At 45.0% G+C, this 19,278-nt stretch carries 17 protein-coding genes; 5 read left to right on the forward strand and 12 right to left on the reverse strand.

Features of this window, described 5'->3' with window-relative positions; translation table 11 throughout:
* Positions 1-652: 652 nt before the first annotated feature.
* Both ampC and emrD read left to right on the forward strand, forming a co-directional pair.
* On the forward strand, positions 653-1,783 hold the full coding sequence (ampC, locus tag AEA42_RS16785) for a class C beta-lactamase (RefSeq protein ID WP_055648362.1): 1,131 nt from the start codon (positions 653-655) through the stop codon (positions 1,781-1,783).
* Positions 1,784-2,127: 344 nt separating this feature from the next.
* Positions 2,128-3,372, forward strand: coding sequence for a multidrug efflux MFS transporter EmrD (emrD, locus tag AEA42_RS16790; protein WP_156312362.1), 1,245 nt, complete (start codon positions 2,128-2,130; stop codon positions 3,370-3,372).
* Between the two features lie 65 nt (positions 3,373-3,437).
* Here emrD and pssA read toward each other — a convergent pair whose 3' ends face one another.
* Positions 3,438-4,751, reverse strand: coding sequence for a CDP-diacylglycerol--serine O-phosphatidyltransferase (pssA, locus tag AEA42_RS16795; RefSeq protein WP_037428083.1), 1,314 nt, complete (start codon positions 4,749-4,751; stop codon positions 3,438-3,440).
* 11 nt (positions 4,752-4,762) lie between these two features.
* Positions 4,763-5,095 (reverse strand): DUF1904 domain-containing protein, encoded by a 333-nt coding sequence (locus AEA42_RS16800; protein ID WP_011072371.1) that lies wholly within the window; start codon positions 5,093-5,095, stop codon positions 4,763-4,765.
* Positions 5,096-5,473: 378 nt separating this feature from the next.
* On the opposite strand from AEA42_RS16800, the gene AEA42_RS22420 reads away from it, so the two are divergent.
* Together AEA42_RS22420 and dacB are read left to right on the forward strand one after the other, a co-directional pair.
* Positions 5,474-5,650 (forward strand): hypothetical protein, encoded by a 177-nt coding sequence (locus AEA42_RS22420; RefSeq protein WP_037418920.1) that lies wholly within the window; start codon positions 5,474-5,476, stop codon positions 5,648-5,650.
* A 25-nt stretch (positions 5,651-5,675) separates the two neighbouring features.
* A complete protein-coding gene (gene dacB / locus AEA42_RS16805) occupies positions 5,676-7,196 on the forward strand; it encodes a D-alanyl-D-alanine carboxypeptidase/D-alanyl-D-alanine-endopeptidase (RefSeq protein WP_055648341.1) in 1,521 nt (506 codons plus the stop codon).
* Positions 7,197-7,257: 61 nt separating this feature from the next.
* Here the strand turns inward: dacB and AEA42_RS16810 are convergent, their stop codons facing one another.
* The 10 genes from AEA42_RS16810 to aroA all read right to left on the reverse strand — a co-directional run bounded on the left by AEA42_RS16810 (position 7,258) and on the right by aroA (position 17,315).
* Positions 7,258-9,015 carry an acyl-CoA dehydrogenase family protein gene (locus AEA42_RS16810; RefSeq protein ID WP_055648342.1) on the reverse strand — a complete coding sequence of 586 codons (1,758 nt, stop codon included), beginning with the start codon at positions 9,013-9,015 and terminating at the stop codon, positions 7,258-7,260.
* A 223-nt stretch (positions 9,016-9,238) separates the two neighbouring features.
* A complete protein-coding gene (locus AEA42_RS16815) occupies positions 9,239-9,781 on the reverse strand; it encodes a DUF2058 domain-containing protein (RefSeq protein ID WP_037428086.1) in 543 nt (180 codons plus the stop codon).
* Between the two features lie 44 nt (positions 9,782-9,825).
* Positions 9,826-10,653 carry an SDR family oxidoreductase gene (locus AEA42_RS16820; RefSeq protein WP_055648343.1) on the reverse strand — a complete coding sequence of 276 codons (828 nt, stop codon included), beginning with the start codon at positions 10,651-10,653 and terminating at the stop codon, positions 9,826-9,828.
* 75 nt (positions 10,654-10,728) lie between these two features.
* Positions 10,729-11,424 (reverse strand): orotidine-5'-phosphate decarboxylase, encoded by a 696-nt coding sequence (gene pyrF, locus AEA42_RS16825; RefSeq protein ID WP_055648344.1) that lies wholly within the window; start codon positions 11,422-11,424, stop codon positions 10,729-10,731.
* Positions 11,425-11,466: 42 nt separating this feature from the next.
* Entirely contained in the window at positions 11,467-12,627 is a 1,161-nt protein-coding gene (gene lapB, locus AEA42_RS16830; RefSeq protein ID WP_055648345.1) for a lipopolysaccharide assembly protein LapB, read from the reverse strand.
* A gap of 1 nt (position 12,628) precedes the next feature.
* Positions 12,629-12,904, reverse strand: a complete 276-nt coding sequence (locus AEA42_RS16835) for a lipopolysaccharide assembly protein LapA domain-containing protein (RefSeq protein WP_037418900.1) — start codon at positions 12,902-12,904, stop codon at positions 12,629-12,631.
* Between the two features lie 123 nt (positions 12,905-13,027).
* On the reverse strand, positions 13,028-13,315 hold the full coding sequence (gene ihfB, locus AEA42_RS16840) for an integration host factor subunit beta (protein ID WP_037418898.1): 288 nt from the start codon (positions 13,313-13,315) through the stop codon (positions 13,028-13,030).
* Positions 13,316-13,387: 72 nt separating this feature from the next.
* The gene (rpsA, locus tag AEA42_RS16845) at positions 13,388-15,055 is read right to left on the reverse strand and encodes a 30S ribosomal protein S1 (protein WP_011072381.1); all 1,668 of its coding nucleotides are present in this window, start codon (positions 15,053-15,055) and stop codon (positions 13,388-13,390) included.
* A gap of 103 nt (positions 15,056-15,158) precedes the next feature.
* Positions 15,159-15,851, reverse strand: coding sequence for a (d)CMP kinase (gene cmk, locus AEA42_RS16850; RefSeq protein ID WP_037418896.1), 693 nt, complete (start codon positions 15,849-15,851; stop codon positions 15,159-15,161).
* Between the two features lie 183 nt (positions 15,852-16,034).
* Positions 16,035-17,315: a 3-phosphoshikimate 1-carboxyvinyltransferase gene (gene aroA / locus AEA42_RS16855; protein WP_055648346.1), complete on the reverse strand. Its 1,281-nt coding sequence runs from the start codon at positions 17,313-17,315 to the stop codon at positions 16,035-16,037.
* A 433-nt stretch (positions 17,316-17,748) separates the two neighbouring features.
* Here aroA and AEA42_RS16860 point away from each other — a divergent pair, with 433 nt between their 5' ends.
* Positions 17,749-18,939 (forward strand): amino acid aminotransferase, encoded by a 1,191-nt coding sequence (locus AEA42_RS16860; protein ID WP_055648347.1) that lies wholly within the window; start codon positions 17,749-17,751, stop codon positions 18,937-18,939.
* The last annotated feature ends 339 nt before the right edge of the window (positions 18,940-19,278 follow it).

The following is a 19,278-nucleotide window of genomic DNA, read 5'->3' on the forward strand; positions in this document are numbered from 1 at the left end:
CACGAGTACCAGTTGGGAGAGGCGCCACCTCAAGTCACAGGACTCACAGTGGACCAGCAGATCATTCTCGACGTGTTAGGCGAACGGTATCGGCAAATTTATTCCTAAATCAGGTGCGGAAAGTCGGCTCTAACTCATTTTGGGGCATAAACATTGTAGAAAAGGCTGCGTACCGAAAAGAACGCTGCCATTTTAGTATGATATTTTGATGCTCAATATGATTCTATATTACGATCCTACACCAATTAGCCTTATCAGAAGCGTTAATCTTTGCCGAAGTTTATGTGGTACTTAGCGATTATGACCATCGTGATAAGTTGCATAAAATACAATCAAAAACTCCTAAGTCATAACAAGAGAACACATAGGCCAACTAATTGGTTACGCTTTGCTAAACGATCGCCGGAGATCAAAACCGCTTAGGCTAAATTTGTAGCCAATCTGATTTAAATCGTGCTAAATCTTTCATCCATCAATCTATGTTGAATCAGTGCCATTTGCAGGCCCCAACAAAAATGCAAGGAATTATATGCCCACGTCTATCTTGCAAGCGGTAAAGCTCACCCGCTTCGCTTTGTTATCTACACCATTAAGTTCACACAACGTAGGCTCGATCATTTTTGGCGGAATATTGCTAGCAGTGACACCATTAATGGTAAATGCCGCGCCACAACGGGGCGTCAGCTTCCCTCCGAATGCCCAGGCTATAGAAGCCCTTATCGATTCTACTGTTAATCCTTTAATGAACGAATACGGGATCCCTGGGATTGCAATCGGGGTAAGTATCAATGGACAACAGTATTTCTTTTCTTATGGTGTCAGTTCAAAAAAGACAGGGGAAAAGGTGAATGAAAATACCCTATTTGAGATTGGTTCTATCAGTAAAACCTTTACCGCGACCCTCGCAACATACGCTCAACTTGAGGGTAAACTGACGCTAACAGATAAGGTAAGCCAATATCTGCCTGAATTAACCGGTAGCCATTTTGACCAGATCAATCTTATTCATTTAGCCACCCATACAGCGGGAAATCTGCCCATGCAGGTCCCTGATAATATAACCAATAATGCTGAGTTAATAAGCTATTTAAAAGCCTGGCAACCAGCTTATGCCGCAGGTACTCACCGCAATTATGCCAATCCCAGCATTGGTCTTCTCGGTGTGATCGCGGCAAAGCAGCTTGGTCAAGGTTTTCCTGAGGCCGTAGAGCAAACTCTCTTTCGACAACTTGGCATGACAAACAGCTATTTTATGGTTCCAACCAATAAAATGACTGACTATGCCCAAGGCTACAATAAGCAAGATCAGCCAGTACGCCTCAATCCCGGTGTGTTAGCCGATGAGGCCTACGGAATAAAAACGACGGTTGTAGATCTGCTCCGTTTTGTTGAAACCAATATGCAGCAGCATTCGGTGCCTGCAAGGTTGCAACGTGCCATTGATGCCACCCATACAGGCTATTTTGATGTCGGCATGATGACTCAAGCGATGATTTGGGAGCAATATCCGTATCCTATTGCCCTTGATAAGCTCCTCACTGGACATACACAAGATGTAGTGTTTGGCAGCATGCCAGTGAAAGCCATTACACCACCTCAAGCGCCACAGCAAAATGTCTGGATAAATAAGACTGGCTCAACGGGTGGTTTTGCTGTGTATGTGGCTTATATTCCAGCTAAAAAGCTAGCATTGGTGTTGTTGAATAATAAAAATTATCCCGTGCCGCCACGGGTAACCGCGGGTTACCAGATATTAACAGGCTTAGAAACGCTGCAAAATTAATATCGCGTTATCATATTTCAGTCCAAAACCGCGCTTGTCAAAATGGAGAGGTTTTGTTTTCTCTCCATTCAATTTCTCTGCTACGAATATCTCGTTATTGATCAAAACCCATGTTAACAAACGTGTTATATTGTTGACTTAAGAATCCACCCTTTATCAATTATAAAACCTGATTAACAAGATAAAAACCAAATGTAAGCTTAGTTTTACAGCCATAAAAGCATAGAAAAACTTATGAGTTGGATGAAAAAATATTCCTGAAAATCAAGACGATTAGCCATTGAACTACTCAATTTTGGGCGTAAGATGCGCGCCATTGTTCAACTGTGCTTTTTTACGGAATTATGATGTCAGGCGAAAAACCGTCTTCAATCTCATCAAAAGCGTCGGCTTCATCAGCAGGAAGTACCACTCGATTGCTCTTTATGCTGGTTTTTATGGTGGCCTGTGGACAGATGGCCCAAACGATTTTTGTGCCAGCACTCCCGCTGATTGCCCAAGGTTTAGCCGTCGATGCAAGCAAGCTACAAGCAGTCATGGCCTGTTATCTGCTCGCCTACGGTTTATGTCAATTTATCTATGGCCCATTATCTGACCGCTATGGACGAAAACTCCCACTGTTGGTTGGTATTGGGATTTTTATGATCGGCGCGTTAATTGCCACACAAGCCACAAGCTTTAATCAGTTAATTTGCGCGAGTCTGCTTCAAGGCCTAGGCACAGCTAGTGCCGGCGCCCTGTGCCGCAGCATTCCTAGGGATCATTACTTTGGCGATAACTTAGTTAAATTTAATAGCTATGTGTCCATGGCGGTAGTGTTTTTACCCTTGGTGGCGCCCTTCTTAGGGAGCCTTGCTTCAGCCTACTTAGGTTGGCAAGCCGTTTACTGGGTGTTATTTGGGTTTGGCGTCTTTGTTTGGCTACTGCTTTGTTTTGGTTTTAAAGAGTCTTTACCAAAAGACAAACGAGAGCAACAACCAGTGTTAGCCTCCTATCGCCATGTGCTACGCCATCGCAGTTTTAGGGCATATCTATTTTCATTAATCGCCACCTTTGCGGGGATTGCCGCCTTTGAAGCCATTGCGGGCGTGCTCTATGGCCAATATTTGCAACTCTCATCTTTTATGGTGAGCAGCTATTTTGTGGCGCCTATCCCCGGCTATTTACTCGGTGCACTAATAGCTGGAAGACAAAAACAAGCACAACGAACCGTATTTCAAGGTGTTGCCTTGCTCGGTGCTGGCGCATTGTTTATGTTGATCCCTGGGTTGTTTCAACTGGTTGTAGGTTGGAGTTTGTTGATAGGCTCAATTTTATTTTTCAGCGGCGCAGGCATGTTATTTCCGACATTAACCTCGGCTGCGTTAGAACCTTTTCCGCGTCAAGCGGGCATTGCGGGGGCTTTGCTCGGTGGTTTACAAAACTTTGGCGCAGGGCTGGCGGCATTAACCATGTCGCTCGTACCTATGGGAAGCCAGTTAAGTATCGGTTTACTGAGCGCGCTGATGGTGCTTTTAGTGATTGTGGCCTTACATTATGCCCGAGATCAAAATGATACCCATCAAACACTATTGCCGCAAAAAACCTGAGGTTTGCTCTATCAAAATAACAAAGCCCACTTATGTGGGCTTTAGTTTTATCTGATGCTTATCGATTACAGGATCCGTCTTAGTAAAAAGTCTGCTTTTAATCTTCTAATACGATTCATAATCTTCTTCACCGGATCGGGATAGCTTTGCAAAGTATCCACTTGGCTATAGTGATATAACCTCTGTGTATGCTCAAGAATATGCGCTTGCTCGGCCTCAAATTGCGCCTTCCAGCTACCTGTTTCATCGTGGATCAAGAGCCCATTCTCTAAATCCAACGCCCATGCCCTAGGGTTTAGATTTGAGCCTGTGATCAAATGCTTACGCCCATCAGCACTGATACCTTTGAGGTGGTAACTGTTGATCCCATGCTTCCACAGATGAATATTGAGTTGGCCATTATCAATCGCCCACTGCTGACGTTTGGCAAATTTACGCAGCGACTGTTCATATAAATACGGCAAGGCACCGATGGTGGAAAAATCTTGCTCAGGCGGAATATAAAAGTCATTCGCCGTTTTATCGCCGACGACAATATCAATCCGTTTGCCGTTGCGCAGATGTTTAGCTAAGGCGCGGACCAAAATATAAGGAGGGTTAAAGTAAGGTGTGCAGATAAAGAGTCTATCTTTTGACTCCTCAACCATCGCAATAACCGCTTTATTCAATAAATTATGTTTACGGCCTAAGCCAAGTAATGGTGTTACCCGATTACCTGTCCGAGTTGCGTTAAACTCGTACTGTGCCTGTGACAAACGTAATTTAAAGCTGCGCACATCGGTTTTAGGCGGTAACACTTCCTGCTGCGCATCTTGAGTAAGCGATGTCACTGCTGGATCGGCAATGATATAACGTTGGATCATTGCGCGCATGCTGCGTGCCAGCTCTGCTGACTCAATCACATGGTAGCGGTCGAAACGGTATTTATCGTTTTGCTGTAGATAGATATTATTAAGACTTGCGCCGCTATAAATCACCGCATCATCAATTACAAAGCCTTTAAGGTGTAATACACCCATAAACTCACGGGATTTGACTGGTACGCCCATAATCTCGATTGGATATTCAGCTTCAGCCATCACTTTGCGGTACATCAAATAATTGCCGCTATCACCCTTATGGCCAATCAAGCCACGTCTAGCACGGTGAAAATCGACCAAGATTTTGATATCCAACGCAGGATTTTTAGCCTTCGCCGTCATCAAGGCCTGTAAAATCTCCCGCCCTGCTTCATCATCTTCTAAATAGAGTGCAGCGATGTAGATGCTGTTCTTGGCATTTTCGATGCGAGTAAGTAACTCTGCCTTAAATCGGCATGGCGTAAGCAACCACGTTAAAGCCTCGGGTTGAACGGCTATTCCACCAAGCTTATCTAGCAAGGCATCCTCCTTTAAACATGCTGACCACCCCGATAGGAAGCGCTTGGGGTCAGTGACAAAAACATCACAGCAATCTGTGTTAATTCTGGGTAGGCTTCTGTCACTGCCAGCCTGATTGTTTGTTCTACTTTAAGATGAATATCAGGGTCTACCGGAAACCAAAGCAATTCGATTTGGACAAAACGCTGATCAATTCTACCATTACGGTAACTGATGCTGGGGATCCAATCTAATGTAAAACTCTCTGCTTTACCTTTACATATAGCCGCCAAAGACTGCAGTAATGTTTGGCTAAGCTCTGCAACGACTGCCTGGGGTAAGCCGCGCATACTAATATGAGGCATGGTTTTAGTGGTTACCTAAGATCCTAAAATCGTAAGGGGTAGAAATTACCGACTTCACTGCAACTCGGCAAGACTTTTCGATGAAAAGAGCGCGGCGTAACGCCTATTTTGCTGGTAATTTGAGCTGAAACAAGTCATTGGCAATAATAAGTGTAAAATTACGTCGGTTCAGCCTAAATATATACGAGCAGACAAGCCGACTTCAACGACTAACCAAATACGCTTGCACTCTTTATCGGTTGTTCATTTTGCTTATCTACATAGGGTGCCCAAAATGGTAGTTTAATCACAAAATATGGGTTGCTCCTAATGCAAGCATGCCCGTTTTACGTGTTTTAGCGTAAACTAAAACGTCACCAGTCAACACTGCAAAACGCTATGAATAAAAAAATCCTGTTAACCCTCGCACTGACTTTAGCTTTAGCGTGGGGCATTTTTCATTTTAAAGCGCAACTTGGATTACTCATTTTGCCACTTTTTATTGGCCTGGTTTTATTTGTTACCCTAAGGTTGTATCGTCTGATGGAAAAAGATGATGGCAGTCATGACCGCTAATTAAGAGAGTAAACATACAACAGACATGGAAACGTTCTCCCCATTATTCAATTTACAGCGTTCGGCAGGCATATTGCTAACGGTAGTCGCAACAGCCCTATTACCACATCAGCTGTGGGCTACGACTGCAGATATTCAACATGCGATCTTGAGTCAACAAATTAATGATATTGCACCACGTCACTCGCAAATTGCGCTGCTGGCACTGGATATGGCGAACAGTAAACAGCTTTATAGCCAGCAAGCTGATACCTTGTTTATCCCCGCCAGCACACAAAAGGTCCTTACTGCCGTCACAGCATTGGCCAACCTTGGGGTCGATTTTCGTTATGTGACGGAGCTGTGGAGCGATGCCCCTATTCGCCAAGGCCATATTGCGGGAAGTGTCTATCTGCGCTTTAGTGGCGATCCTACCCTCACTCAAGACGATCTTAAGGCCTTGTTGGCCCACCTACAAAAACAGGGTATCAACAGTATTGACGGGCATATTTATCTTATAGGTGATAAACAAGAGCAATTACAAGCTCCTGGCTGGGTGTGGGACGACCTCGGCATTTGTTTTGCGGCGCCGGTGTCGAGTTACATCATCAATCAAAACTGTGTTTATGGGCAATTCGTTCCAAGCTCGAACAAGCATTCCTCTGAGGTCAAATTAAGGGTATCTAGTTTTGGGGTAAAGGTCAGCAGTGACGCGATATTCTCTCCCAAAGCTAGCCATGATTTTTGTCAGCTCGATTTAGTGCGACTTGGGCAAAATCAATATCACCTTCGGGGATGTTATCCTGGCAGTGAGGCTATTCCCCTCGCTATCGCAATAACCGATCCTGAAAAATTCGCCATGGATACGTTAACGGCCACACTCAAGGGGGAAATGTCGCTCTCGGGTAAAGTTAAAATTGGCAACGCAATACCTTCAAAGGCAAAACTTATCGCCAGTCACAGTAGTGCGCCTTTGCCGGAGTTGTTAAAGACTATGTTGCTTAAGTCGGATAATCTGATCGCCGACAGCCTGTTTAAGTTAGTCGGACAACGCTATTACAAAACCCAAGGAAATTTTACCAATGGTGCGGCGGCCATGCGCCATATCCTTAGCGATTTGGGAGTAGATTTAACCCACGCCAATATCGTCGATGGTTCAGGGCTTTCTCGTTATAACTTATTGAGCGCAAGGCAATTAGCCAATGTGCTTACACTAATTTATCAAGATGCCCGCTTTCACAGTCTGATTGACAGTTTGCCCGAGGCGGGAGTCAGCGGTACGCTAAAATATCGACAAGGTTACACTCAACCACCGCTCAAAAACCGTGTTTTTGCCAAGACAGGTTCAATGCAAGGGGTTGCCAATTTAGCTGGTTTTATTCGAATACCACAGCGGGATATCTTATTTGTGGTTCTTGAGAATGGCATTAGTCCTGAAACGAAAAAACAACGCACGCCTGCGTTTAGCGCTGACTTTTTGACTCGTCTCATAACTACGGTTGAGCAACAGGCACAAACAAACCAAACATCGACTAAAGAACTCAACACGGTTAAATTAATTGACTGACAAAACTAAAAAGCACTGATAAATCAGTGCTTTTTACATCATTTATCTCACCAATCCAAACTTAGAATAATTCTGCTGGCATTGCCATAGTACTGGCATCACCCGCACGCACTTGCGCTAAATGATAATCGGCCTTAGGCAATAACTTATCAAAATAGAATTTAGCTAGGTAAGCTTTTTGCTCGGCAAAGTTTTTATCCTCTGCACTAGGGACCTTATCCAACATGGCTAGCCAATAAAAACCATATAAGCTGTAACCAAAGGCATCTAAAAAGTCGACTGCACAAGCATTGATTAACGCAGGTTGAGTCAGTTTTTGCTCATTGATCGATTCGGCCACATGGACTAAAGCATCTAAACGAGCACAAACGGCGGCAACTTTTACACCGTCGACCTGTGTAAATTCACGCATTTGTGCTTTTAATTCGGCCACAAACTCTTTTAGCGTCGCTAAGTTGTCGCCAGTGACTTTTCGACCAAGGAAGTCAATGGCTTGAATACCATTTGTGCCTTCATAGATTTGCGCAATGCGGGTATCACGTACCAATTGCTCAATGCCTGTTTCACGAATATAACCATGTCCACCAAAGACTTGCTGCGCCATGATAGTCGCGTCTAAACCACGGTCAGTTAAAAACGCTTTAGCAACGGGTGTTAATAACCCCACGTAGCGGGCAGCTTTAGCTTTAACCTCATCTTGAGCATATTTCGCCAAATCGAGCTGTTTGCCGGTAAATATGGATAAGGCACGTCCCGCTTCTATCATCGCGCGGATTGTCAGTAGCATACGGCGCACATCGCCATGGACGATAATAGGATCAGAATCGCTTCCCGTAGGTGAGCCACCGGCTGCAACGCCTTGATTGCGCTCTTTAGCATAATCGGCGGCCATCTGATATGCGGCTTGTGCGCTGCCAAGTCCTTGAATACCAATAGCTAAACGTTCGTAGTTCATCATGGTGAACATACAAACCAAGCCACGATTAGGCTGGCCAATCAGATAACCCTTTGCTTCATCAAAATTCATCACGCAGGTTGCTGAGCCTTTAAGGCCCATTTTGTGCTCGATTGACCCCACGCTAACACCATTCGCCTCACCTAAGCTACCATCATCATTAACCGTGATTTTGGGTACGAGGAACAGTGAAATACCTTTGCTTTCTGGTAATTTTGCCAGCACTAAGTGAATGACGTTTTCAGTTAGATCGTGATCGCCACCAGTAATAAAAATTTTGCTGCCACTAATCGCATAACTGCCGTCCTCCAATGGAATAGCGCGAGTGCGAATATTACGCAGATCAGAGCCAGCTTGTGGCTCTGTCATATCCATCGCTCCAGCCCATTCACCAGAATATAACTTGGGTAAATAAGCTTGTTTTAATGCTTCGCTACCGTGGGCATTGATACACAAAGCAGCCCCCGCGGTTAATGAGCCATAAAGCGTAAACGCGTTGCAGGCACTGTAGGCCATTTCATCCACTAATACACCAAGCATTTTAGGCATGCCCATACCACCAAACTCAGGCTCACCACATAGGCCTACCCAACCACCTTCCGAATATTGCTTATATACGGCTTTATACCCCTCAGGGGTAATCACACCATTATCTTGGTGTAAAACGCCTTGCTCATCACCAGCACGGTTTAGCGGATGGATTAATTCAGCACTGATTTTTGCCGCTTCTTCAAGGATTGCATTGGCCGTATCCATATCAACCATTTCTGCAATCTCAGGTAATTGTGACCACGTATTTGGGGCATCAAAAACCTGTTCCAGTAAGAAACGCATATCTGCTAACGGGGCTTGGTAAGGATTCATTGGGAGACTCTTAAACGTAGGATTTAAACAGTTGTTTTAATTTATACCAGTTCTATACAGAAAACAATCTCATTACAAATTCACTTTGATGCTAAGCACTAATCTACGCAACATAACAGAGTGAAGAACGGGCAATAAAAAACCCTTAAGTGACCTTAAGGGTTATAGTGTAGCGAGAAGTAAACTTGGTTGTCGTCGGCTTAGCTCACGATTAACGCATTGATTACCACATTAAATCGTCAGGGATCGCATAATCAGCATAAGGGTCATCTTCGACTTCTACGGCCTTACCCGCATCCTGTTGCCACAAATAGCCGCACCATTGTGGCACCAATAGATTCACACGTTCGGCAAGCTTGTGGGGGACGAGGTAGCTCTTATCTTCGTATCGAACAATCCCTAATTGGCCTTTAAGCAATTCGGATTGAATTTTCTCATCGATATAGACAGAGTAAATTTTATTGTCGAGCGTATAGTTGAATTTGATCTCGGCATGACTTGGGATCTTGATAGCAAATTGCGTGAATTCACTCACTAATCCTCGCACTTGTCCTCGGGCCGTTGCCTCTGCAAAGCGTTGTTCATTGAGGGCTTTGTCTTTTTCAGCTTGTAAGCGTTTTTGCTCGGCAATCTCAAGTTTTAACGCGCTTGAGCCATCGTCAACCCGCGCCTTTTTATCGCGACGCTTTTGCGTTTTTACATCACGCACTTTTTGTTTACTAGCAAGTCCAGCTTTCAGTAGCTGCTCTTGTAATGCATTCGCCATGGATTTTCACCCGATTTTCTATTAAATAAATGAGTTATAACTATTTAGTTACTGCCCTTTGCTGCTAATTCACCTAAGGCAGTCATCGCGATACTGGCACCGCCCAGTGACCAACCTCCATCGACGGGAAGAACAACACCCGTGATATAGGATGCCAGCTCAGAGCCTAAAAATAACGCGGCGTTGGCAATATCTTGCCCTTCCCCATTACGTTTTAACGGTACCGATTGTGCCACTTGTTGCTGTAGTGCAGCGCTCGGCGCTAAACGATTAAAGCCTTCGGTGCCTGTAATCGGGCCTGGAATAATGGAGTTAATTCGAATGCCTTCACAGCCCCATTCAATAGCTAAGGTTCGCGTCAGCATGTCAACCCCCGCTTTTGCCGCACAAACATGGGCCTGCATTGGCATCGCAATCGATGCCTGTGGCGCAGAAATTTGAATAATATTCCCCTGTGGGCGACGCAGTAAAGGATAAGCTATTTTCAGTACTTGGAAACTGCCCAATAAATCAATATCCATGACGGCTTTAAAACCATTCGCCGAAAGCTTAGCGGCAGTTGCTGGGAAATTGCCCGCAGCGCCGCTCACCAATACATCAATAAAACCAAATTCTGAGGCGATGGTTTCAAAGCCCAGTTCTACTGCGGCTAAATCCCTGACATCGAAACTCATCCCAAGATGGATCCCATCTGGATTCGCCTGTTTGAGCTGTAACACCGCAGCATCGACTTTATCTTGGCTGCGACTCGCCACCGCCACATTGGCTCCCGCATGGGCAAACGCAATGGCAATTGCGAGGTTTATGCCACTGGTACCACCGACAACGACAACATTCTTACCCTGATAATTAAACATCGTAGTATTGAGCATGGACGTTCTCCGTGAACGGTTAAAGTTTGTCGCGAATACGAACCTTAACAGCTAAATAGTGTGCTGTTCAGTATACTAAAGCAAAGATTGGTGAATCGCCTGCAGCGTAGCCAGAGGATCTGTCGCCTTAGTGATCGGACGACCAATCACTAAATAATCAGAACCGGCAGCAAGCGCCTCAGGCGGCGTCATCACACGGTGTTGGTCGCCAACCTCACTACCCACAGGACGAATACCAGGTGTAATAAGTTTAAAGTCTTGGCCTAATAAAGATTTAAGCACACTCGCCTCTTGGGCTGAACAGACAACACCATCAAGTCCGGCTTGTTTAGTCAATTTAGCTAAACGCTGAACATGCTCAAATGCTGGCACATCAATGCCGACGAGCTTCAGATCGTCATCGCTCATAGAGGTTAATACCGTCACAGCAATCAGCATTGGTGCCTCTTTACCGTAAGGCAGCAAAGCCTTTTTCGCCGCTTCCATCATCGCTAAGCCGCCACTAGCATGGACATTCGTCATCCACACACCAAGTTCCGCTGCAGCAGCAACCGCTTTCGCAACCGTATTAGGGATATCGTGAAATTTTAAGTCGAGGAAAAGATCGAAGCCACGGTCATGGATATCTTTAACTAACTGCGGGCCGAACAGGGTAAACATTTCTTTGCCAACTTTCAGGCGGCACATGTTGGGATCGAGTTGATCTATCAATTGTAAAGCGTGGTTTTTATTATCGTAATCAAGCGCTACGAGGATAGGTTTAGTCGTCATCATCTCTCCAACAGGGTTACACTAACTAGATATTTTAAAAAGTTATTCACCATCCAAGCCTCTGATCCGTTTAATGGTGCCCCACTTTTTGCAAGAAGGACAATGCCAATATAGTGTATGGGATGGGAAACCACATTCTTTACAGCGGTAGCTTGGCCGGAATTTAATTTGTTGCTCAACAAGTTGCTCAAGCATCGTCAAACTTTGTTTAGCTTGGCCTTCTTCTGCTTGGCGTAGATGCATTTGCATTAAGTGCTGAAAACCCTTCATGGTCGGATGGCGATAAAGCGCATCGAGCACCATGTTTTCAGCAGCTTTAATGTCATCAAGGCTTATCATATGTTGAGCAAGCGCCACCACTACGGATGCGCCAGCACCTTCAGCCATAGCGCCAGCTAATAACTCTTGATAGCCCTCTTTATCTTGAGTATCGCGATATACTTCTTTAGCCGTCGGCAGGGCATCAGCAAAAAGCTCAATATCGGCCTTTTTTAATGCTATCAGCATGGATTTACACTGACTGTAATCCTTCGCATCGAGAAATTTCTTGGCAAGAGTCAATAAGGCTCGGCCACATTTGGGATCTTGTTTTAAGGCTTGTTGCAGTAGCTTGACCTTCTCAGCATCATCACTGGTTTCATCGGCAAGTTGGCAATAAAAATGCGCTGTTATCGGTTTGAGTATGAGTTGACGTTTACGGCTTAAACGTTTGGTGATATCGATGGCTTTTTGCCATTCCTTTATCACTTGGTAAATCGCAATCAGCTGAGTTTCAGACTCTTCGCTGTGGTCATCTTGACTCACCAAATTCAGAAAAATTTCTTCAGCACGGTCGTAAAATCCCGCGGCAAGATAGTCTTTGCCCAGCTCCATCATGGCGATATCGCGCTGCTCATTGGTGAGCGTAGGACGGGCAATTAAGTTTTGATGGATACGAATCGAACGGTCAACCTCTCCACGCTTACGGAATAAGGAACCGAGGGAAAGATGGGTGTCGATGGTTTCATCGTCTACATCGAGCATACTGATGAACAAGTCGACCGCTTTGTCCGACTCGTTAGACAATAAATAATTTAAGCCGGTGAAGTAATCACGACTTAATTGTTTACGCTGATTGCTCTGATTTTGCCTTATGCTCCGCCGCCCCATATACCAACCGTAACCGGCAGCAATAGGAAGCAACAGGAAGAGGATCTCAAGCATATTAGGCGTCTACACCTTGAGGTTTTTTAGCAGTTTGAACCGTTAATTTCTTTTTCGTTGCCGCTAAAGCCAATTTAAGTTTCACAATATAATAGCTCGCTACCAGCCAACTAAGCATAAAGCCTGCAAAGAAAACAATCGCTAACACAACGGGTAAACGGTACTCCCCTTGTGCCACAAAGTAGCTGATTGTCACGACTTGTTCATTACGTGCGCCAAAAATCAAAGCCACTATAAATAACAGTGCCACTAGGACTGTCGCTACAAAAGATTTCACGTCGCACTCCCTTAAACGCCTTTCAATTTTCTGATTATCCAAGAAATTTACTGAGCTGACCAGCTTTGCCTTACATTAGATATAAAAAAGCCCCCTTGCGGAGGCTTTTTGCAATGCGGTCAATTAAACATTGACAGCGTCAACGCGTTCGCGCAGTTCTTTGCCTGGCTTAAAGTGCGGGACGTATTTGCCTTCCAATTCGACGGATGAACCCGTCTTTGGATTGCGGCCAGTACGCGGCGCACGATAATGAAGCGAGAAACTACCAAAGCCACGGATCTCAATACGATCACCGCTTTCTAATGTTGATGCCATTTGCTCCAACATCTCTTTGATTGCGCCTTCTACCTCTTTCGCCGACAGCTGCGACTGCCTGGTGGCGAGTTTTTCGATCAGTTCGGATTTTGTCATCCTAGCTATCCCCTATTATCAAGCCAAACACAGTCACCTAATGGGGAGAAAATCTCCCCATACAACAGGCGATTATTTGCGAGCTGCTTTAAACGCTTCAGCCATTGCATTACTAATAACAGCGTCTTCTTGTTTATTCAAGGTCGCCATTACTTCTTTTTCTTCAGCTTCGTCTTTCGCTTTGATTGACAGGCTGATAGAACGGTTCTTACGGTCAACACCCATGAACTTAGCTTCGATTGCGTCACCTACTGAGTAAACAGTAGATGCATCTTCGATGCGCTCACGGCTGATGTCAGCTACACGGATGTAACCTTCAACAGTGTCAGCCAGTTCAACAGTCACACCTTTAGCATCAACAGCAGAAACAGTACCGTGTACGATAGTACCTTTCTTCTTGTCAGCTAAGTAAGCGTTGAATGGGTCGTCTTCAGTTTGTTTAACACCTAAGCTGATACGCTCACGCTCTGGGTCAACAGACAGAACCACTGCGTGGATTTCGTCGCCTTTCTTGTACTCAGATACTGCGTCTTCGCCAGTGCCGTTCCAAGAAATGTCAGACAAGTGAACTAAACCATCGATACCGCCGTCAAGACCGATGAAGATACCGAAGTCAGTGATTGACTTGATCTTACCAGAAACCTTGTCGCCTTTGTTGTAACGAGTTGCGAAGTCATCCCATGGGTTGGTCTTACATTGCTTCAGACCTAGAGAAATACGACGACGCTCTTCATCGATGTCCAGAACCAGAACTTCAACTTCATCACCTAAGTTAACCACTTTAGATGGGTGAATGTTCTTGTTAGTCCAATCCATTTCAGAAACGTGAACTAAACCTTCAACGCCTTCTTCGATTTCAACGAAACAACCATAGTCAGTCAGGTTAGTTACGCGACCAGTTAACTTAGTGTTTTCTGGGTAGCGCTTGCTGATTTCTAACCATGGATCTTCGCCAAGTTGTTTCAGACCTAGAGACACACGAGTGCGCTCACGATCGTACTTCAGTACTTTAACGTTGATTTCGTCACCAACGTTGACGATTTCAGATGGGTGCTTAACGCGTTTCCATGCCATATCAGTGATATGTAACAGACCGTCAACGCCACCTAAATCTACGAATGCACCGTAGTCAGTCAGGTTCTTAACGATACCTTTAACTGCTTGACCTTCTTGCAGGTTTTCTAACAGTGCATCACGCTCAGCGCTGCTTTCTGATTCGATAACTGCACGACGAGAAACAACAACGTTGTTACGCTTCTGGTCTAGTTTGATAACTTTGAATTCTAATTCTTTGTACTCTAAGTGAGCGGTGTCGCGAACTGGGCGCACGTCAACTAGAGAACCTGGTAAGAAGGCACGGATACCGTTTAATTCAACAGTGAAACCGCCTTTCACTTTACCATTGATGATACCGATTACAGTTTCAGCATCTTCGTAAGCTTTTTCCAGAACGATCCAAGCTTCGTGACGTTTCGCTTTTTCGCGAGACAGTTGAGTCTCACCGAAGCCGTCTTCAACAGAGTCAAGAGCTACGTCAACTTCATCACCAACAGCGATTTCTAAAACACCTTGAGCGTTTTTGAATTGTTCAGCTGGGATTGGGCTTTCAGACTTCAGACCTGCATCAACCAGAACCATACCGTTTTCGATAGCAACTACAGTACCACGAACGATAGAGCCTGGACGGAATTCCAGAGTTTGAAGGGATTGTTCAAATAGATCAGCAAAAGATTCAGTCATGTTTAAGTTACTTTAATGTAATAAACCACAGTCAATCCTAGACGTGGAGTCAGTCAAATTATCCGTATCATCCTTAATACGAATACCTACCCGAGCAATAATTTTAGTTAGTGCTGGATAATTTTTGCTTGATAAAGTTGAGCGCAAGCTCCAGTACTTCATCAATACCTTTATCGCTTGTATCGATAACGAGCGCATCCTCGGCTGGGACCAATGGTGCCACAGGACGATTCATATCGCGGTCATCACGTTCGATAATTTCAGCTAAAAGGCGCTCGATATTAACATCGAAGCCCTTGTCCTGCAACTGATTATAGCGTCTTTGAGCCCGCTCTTGTGCCGATGCCGTTAAATATAATTTAGCCGATGCAGTTGGGAAAACTACCGTCCCCATATCGCGGCCATCGGCAATCAATCCCGGTGCCGTTCTAAAGGCTCGTTGGCGACGCAATAAGGCTTCCCTAACACGGGGAAACGCCGCCACTTTAGAGGCTGCATTTGAACATTCTTGGGTACGTATAGCTGTGGTGACGTCTTCACCTTCTAAGATCACTTGAACGGGATCTTTCTCATTGCCCGTTAAAAATTTCACATCGAGGTGTGAAGCTAGCAAGGTGATGGACTCTTCATTTTCCAATTCTACGTCGTGATGAATGGCAGCTAGTGCAAGTACTCGATAAATTGCACCACTATCAAGCAGTTGCCAACCTAGATGCTTAGCTAATAATTGGCTAATTGTCCCTTTACCAGCACCACTTGGGCCGTCGATTGTGACTACAGGAGCCCGTTCAGACATACATTCCTCCGCAAAAAATAATCATCATCCGTGAGTTCATAAGTAGAGCCCCGAAAATGAGCGCGCCGCATTGTACAATAATATACAAATAAAATCCGTGGATTTTTTATGAAGTTTAGAAGCCGCTCAAATGCGGCTTCTTTTGTTTGATATGGTCAGAAGTCAATCTGTTAGCTGAAAACGTTAGGCCTTCAGACTGGCAAATTGAGCAAAATAGTCAGGGAAGGTTTTCGAGGTGCAGTCAGGATCATTAATAGTGATCCCGCAATCGGCAAAGGCCAGCATGGAGAAGCACATGGCCATGCGGTGATCGTTATAAGTGTCAATCTCTGCGGTATTCAGCACAGCTGGCGGCGTGATTTGAATATAATCATGTCCCTCTTCGACTAACGCGCCGACTTTACGCAGCTCAGTTGCCATCGCCGCCAAACGGTCGGTCTCTTTAATGCGCCAGTTATAAATGTTACGAATGGTGGTTGTGCCCTTAGCAAACAATGCTGCGGTAGCAATGGTCATCGCCGCATCGGGAATATGATTCATGTCTAAATCAACCGCAGTTAACGGCGCGCCACGGGCAATAATATAATCATCGCCCCACTCAATATCAGCGCCCATTTTTTCCAGCACATCGGCAAATTTCACATCGCCTTGAATGCTTAAACGGCCAACACCAGTGACTTTCACCTCACCGCCTTTGATGGCACCCGCCGCTAAAAAGTAAGATGCGGAAGAGGCATCCCCTTCTACTAACACTTTACCCGGTGACACATACTGCTGCCCGGCGGGGATCTCAAAGCGTGCGTAATCATGATTGATGACCTTAACCCCGAACTGCGCCATCAGCGCTAAGGTGATGTCGATATAAGGCTTAGAAACCAGTTCTCCCTTAACATGAATATTCACGCTACCTTTCGCAAGGGGCGCAACCATTAACAACGCCGTTAAGAATTGGCTAGACAGATCGCCGGCAATTTCCACATCGCCACCATTAAGACCTGTCGCATTAATGGTTAGAGGCGGGAAACCGTCATTTTTTAAATACACAACATTGGCACCAAGTTGCCTTAAGGCATCGACTAAGTCACCGATAGGACGCTCTTCCATGCGCGGCTCGCCGGTTAAGGTAAATTCGCCTCGCCCCAAGGTCAGCGCAGCACACAATGGCCGCATTGCCGTGCCCGCATTACCTAAAAACAGCGTTTGCGCGCTGTCTGCCGAAATCGTCCCACCTAACCCTATGAGTTCACAGACAGTGTTGTTTTGCGATAGACGGTATTCAACCCCTAACTGCTTTAAAGACGCCAACATGTGGCGAATATCATCGGAGTCGAGCAGATTGGTGAGCGTGGTGGTACCTTTGGCTAAGGTCGCCAATAATAAAGCGCGGTTTGAAATACTTTTTGAGCCGGGAATATTGATCTCACCGCGGACTTGCACAACAGGTTCAAGACGTAATTGCTTCATGAATAAATCTTCTTTCTCTTTGGGCGTGATTGATGTCATCACGCGAACTGAATAGGCTAATGGCAACTTCACGCTACAGGACGTCAAGTTTACGTTACTAATAAAAGGAGATTGGGGACCTTGTTGGTGCTTCGTCGTTATAAAATTACCGATAGTGACGCAGGATTCAACCGTTTTTTACTAAAAAATGGCTTTTGAAACCGGAAATTTACTCAAGTCAGCCTAAAAATAACAAAAATACTAAATATAATGGGTGAAATTGTGATCTAAACGCTTTTTCGGCAGGCTTTTTTGCCAGACTAATTGGTCTCTAAACACCATTTTTACTTTAAAGTTTTCATCTATTCACGTTATCCTAGGTTTCAATCGATAAATCACGCACATCCTATGTGATTCATGCTGTCGCTTAATAACTAGAAAGGTAGATGGAGCTATGTTTAACTCACTCATCGCAATGCCTGCGGATCCGATCCTCGGCTTGTTGACCCAGTACCGCGAAGACACACATCCACAGAAAGTAGACTTAGGTGTCGGTGTTTATAAAGACCCCGCGGGAAACACCCCCATTCTCAATTGTGTAAAAAAAGCCGAGAAATTTCGTTTAGAAACGGAGACGACAAAGGTCTATATCGGTCCAACCGGCTCGCCTCTGTTTAATACCCTGATGACACAATTAGCCTTTGGCAGTGATCATAGCGCGATTATCGCTAACCGTATTCGTACAGTTTCCACACCCGGCGGTACAGGCGCCCTGCGTGTTGCGGGTGACTTTATTAAGCGCTGCAATCCTAATGCGGTATTGTGGGTAAGCGATCCTACATGGGCTAACCATACCGGTTTATTCGAAGCTGCTGGGATCACAGTAAAAACTTATCCCTATTATGACTACGATAGTAAATCATTGAAATTTGATGAGATGCTTGCTGCATTATCGCAAGTGAGTCCTGATGACGTGGTGTTATTTCACGCTTGTTGCCATAACCCAAGTGGGATGGATTTAACCACTGAGCAATGGGACAAAGTGGTTGCCCTCACCAAAGAGCAAGGTTTTACCCCGCTTATCGACATGGCTTACCAAGGTTTTGGTGATGGTGTTGATATTGATGCCTACGGCGTGCGTAAAATGGCTGCCGCGGTCGATAATATGATCCTGTGCAGCTCATGCTCGAAAAACTTCGGTCTGTACCGTGAGCGTATTGGTTCCTGCTCTGTGATTGCCAAAGATGCCAATACCGCCAATATCGCGCAATCTGTACTGCTTTATGTGGTTCGCTGCCTCTACTCCATGCCGCCAGCCCACGGCGCGGCGATTGTTGAGACGATTTTAGGATCAAAAGAATTAACTCAAGAATGGCTTGATGAGCTCAAAGTGATGCGCGATCGCATCAATGGTAACCGCGCGATTTTAGTTGAAAAACTCAAAGCCAATGGCGTTGAGCGCGATTTTAGCTTTATCGCTCGCCAAAAAGGCATGTTTTCCTTCCTTGGAGTTAATCCAGAGCAAGTGGCGCGTCTACAGAAAGAATTTAGCATTTATATGGTGGGTTCAAGCCGCATTAGCATTGCAGGCATTAGCGAAGACAATGTGGATTACTTAGCTAAGTCGATTGCCAAAGTGCTTTAAATACACGCTTTAAATACACGCTTTAAATACAAGTGCTTTAAATACACGCGATTTAGTACTTTTTAACCATCTAGTTACTCTGCTGTATTCTCTATCTAGGATGCAGCAGAGTTATCTATCGCTTGTAAATATTACACTCAAGTTCTATTTAGTTTGGATTGACGAGTCTTCCTTTTCGTTTCTCCCCAAAAAACCTCATAAGCCACGCCATCGTCACCCTTTAAGCATTTATTTTCAATCGTAAAACCCTATTTGAATGATGTTGACTCCACGGTCTTATCACAATAAACCGCACGTTGTGATCTCAATCGGCGGATTTCCATTTTATCAATCGGGGCT

It is taken from the genome of Shewanella sp. Sh95 (genome assembly GCF_001308045.1).
Taxonomy (GTDB): domain Bacteria; phylum Pseudomonadota; class Gammaproteobacteria; order Enterobacterales; family Shewanellaceae; genus Shewanella; species Shewanella xiamenensis.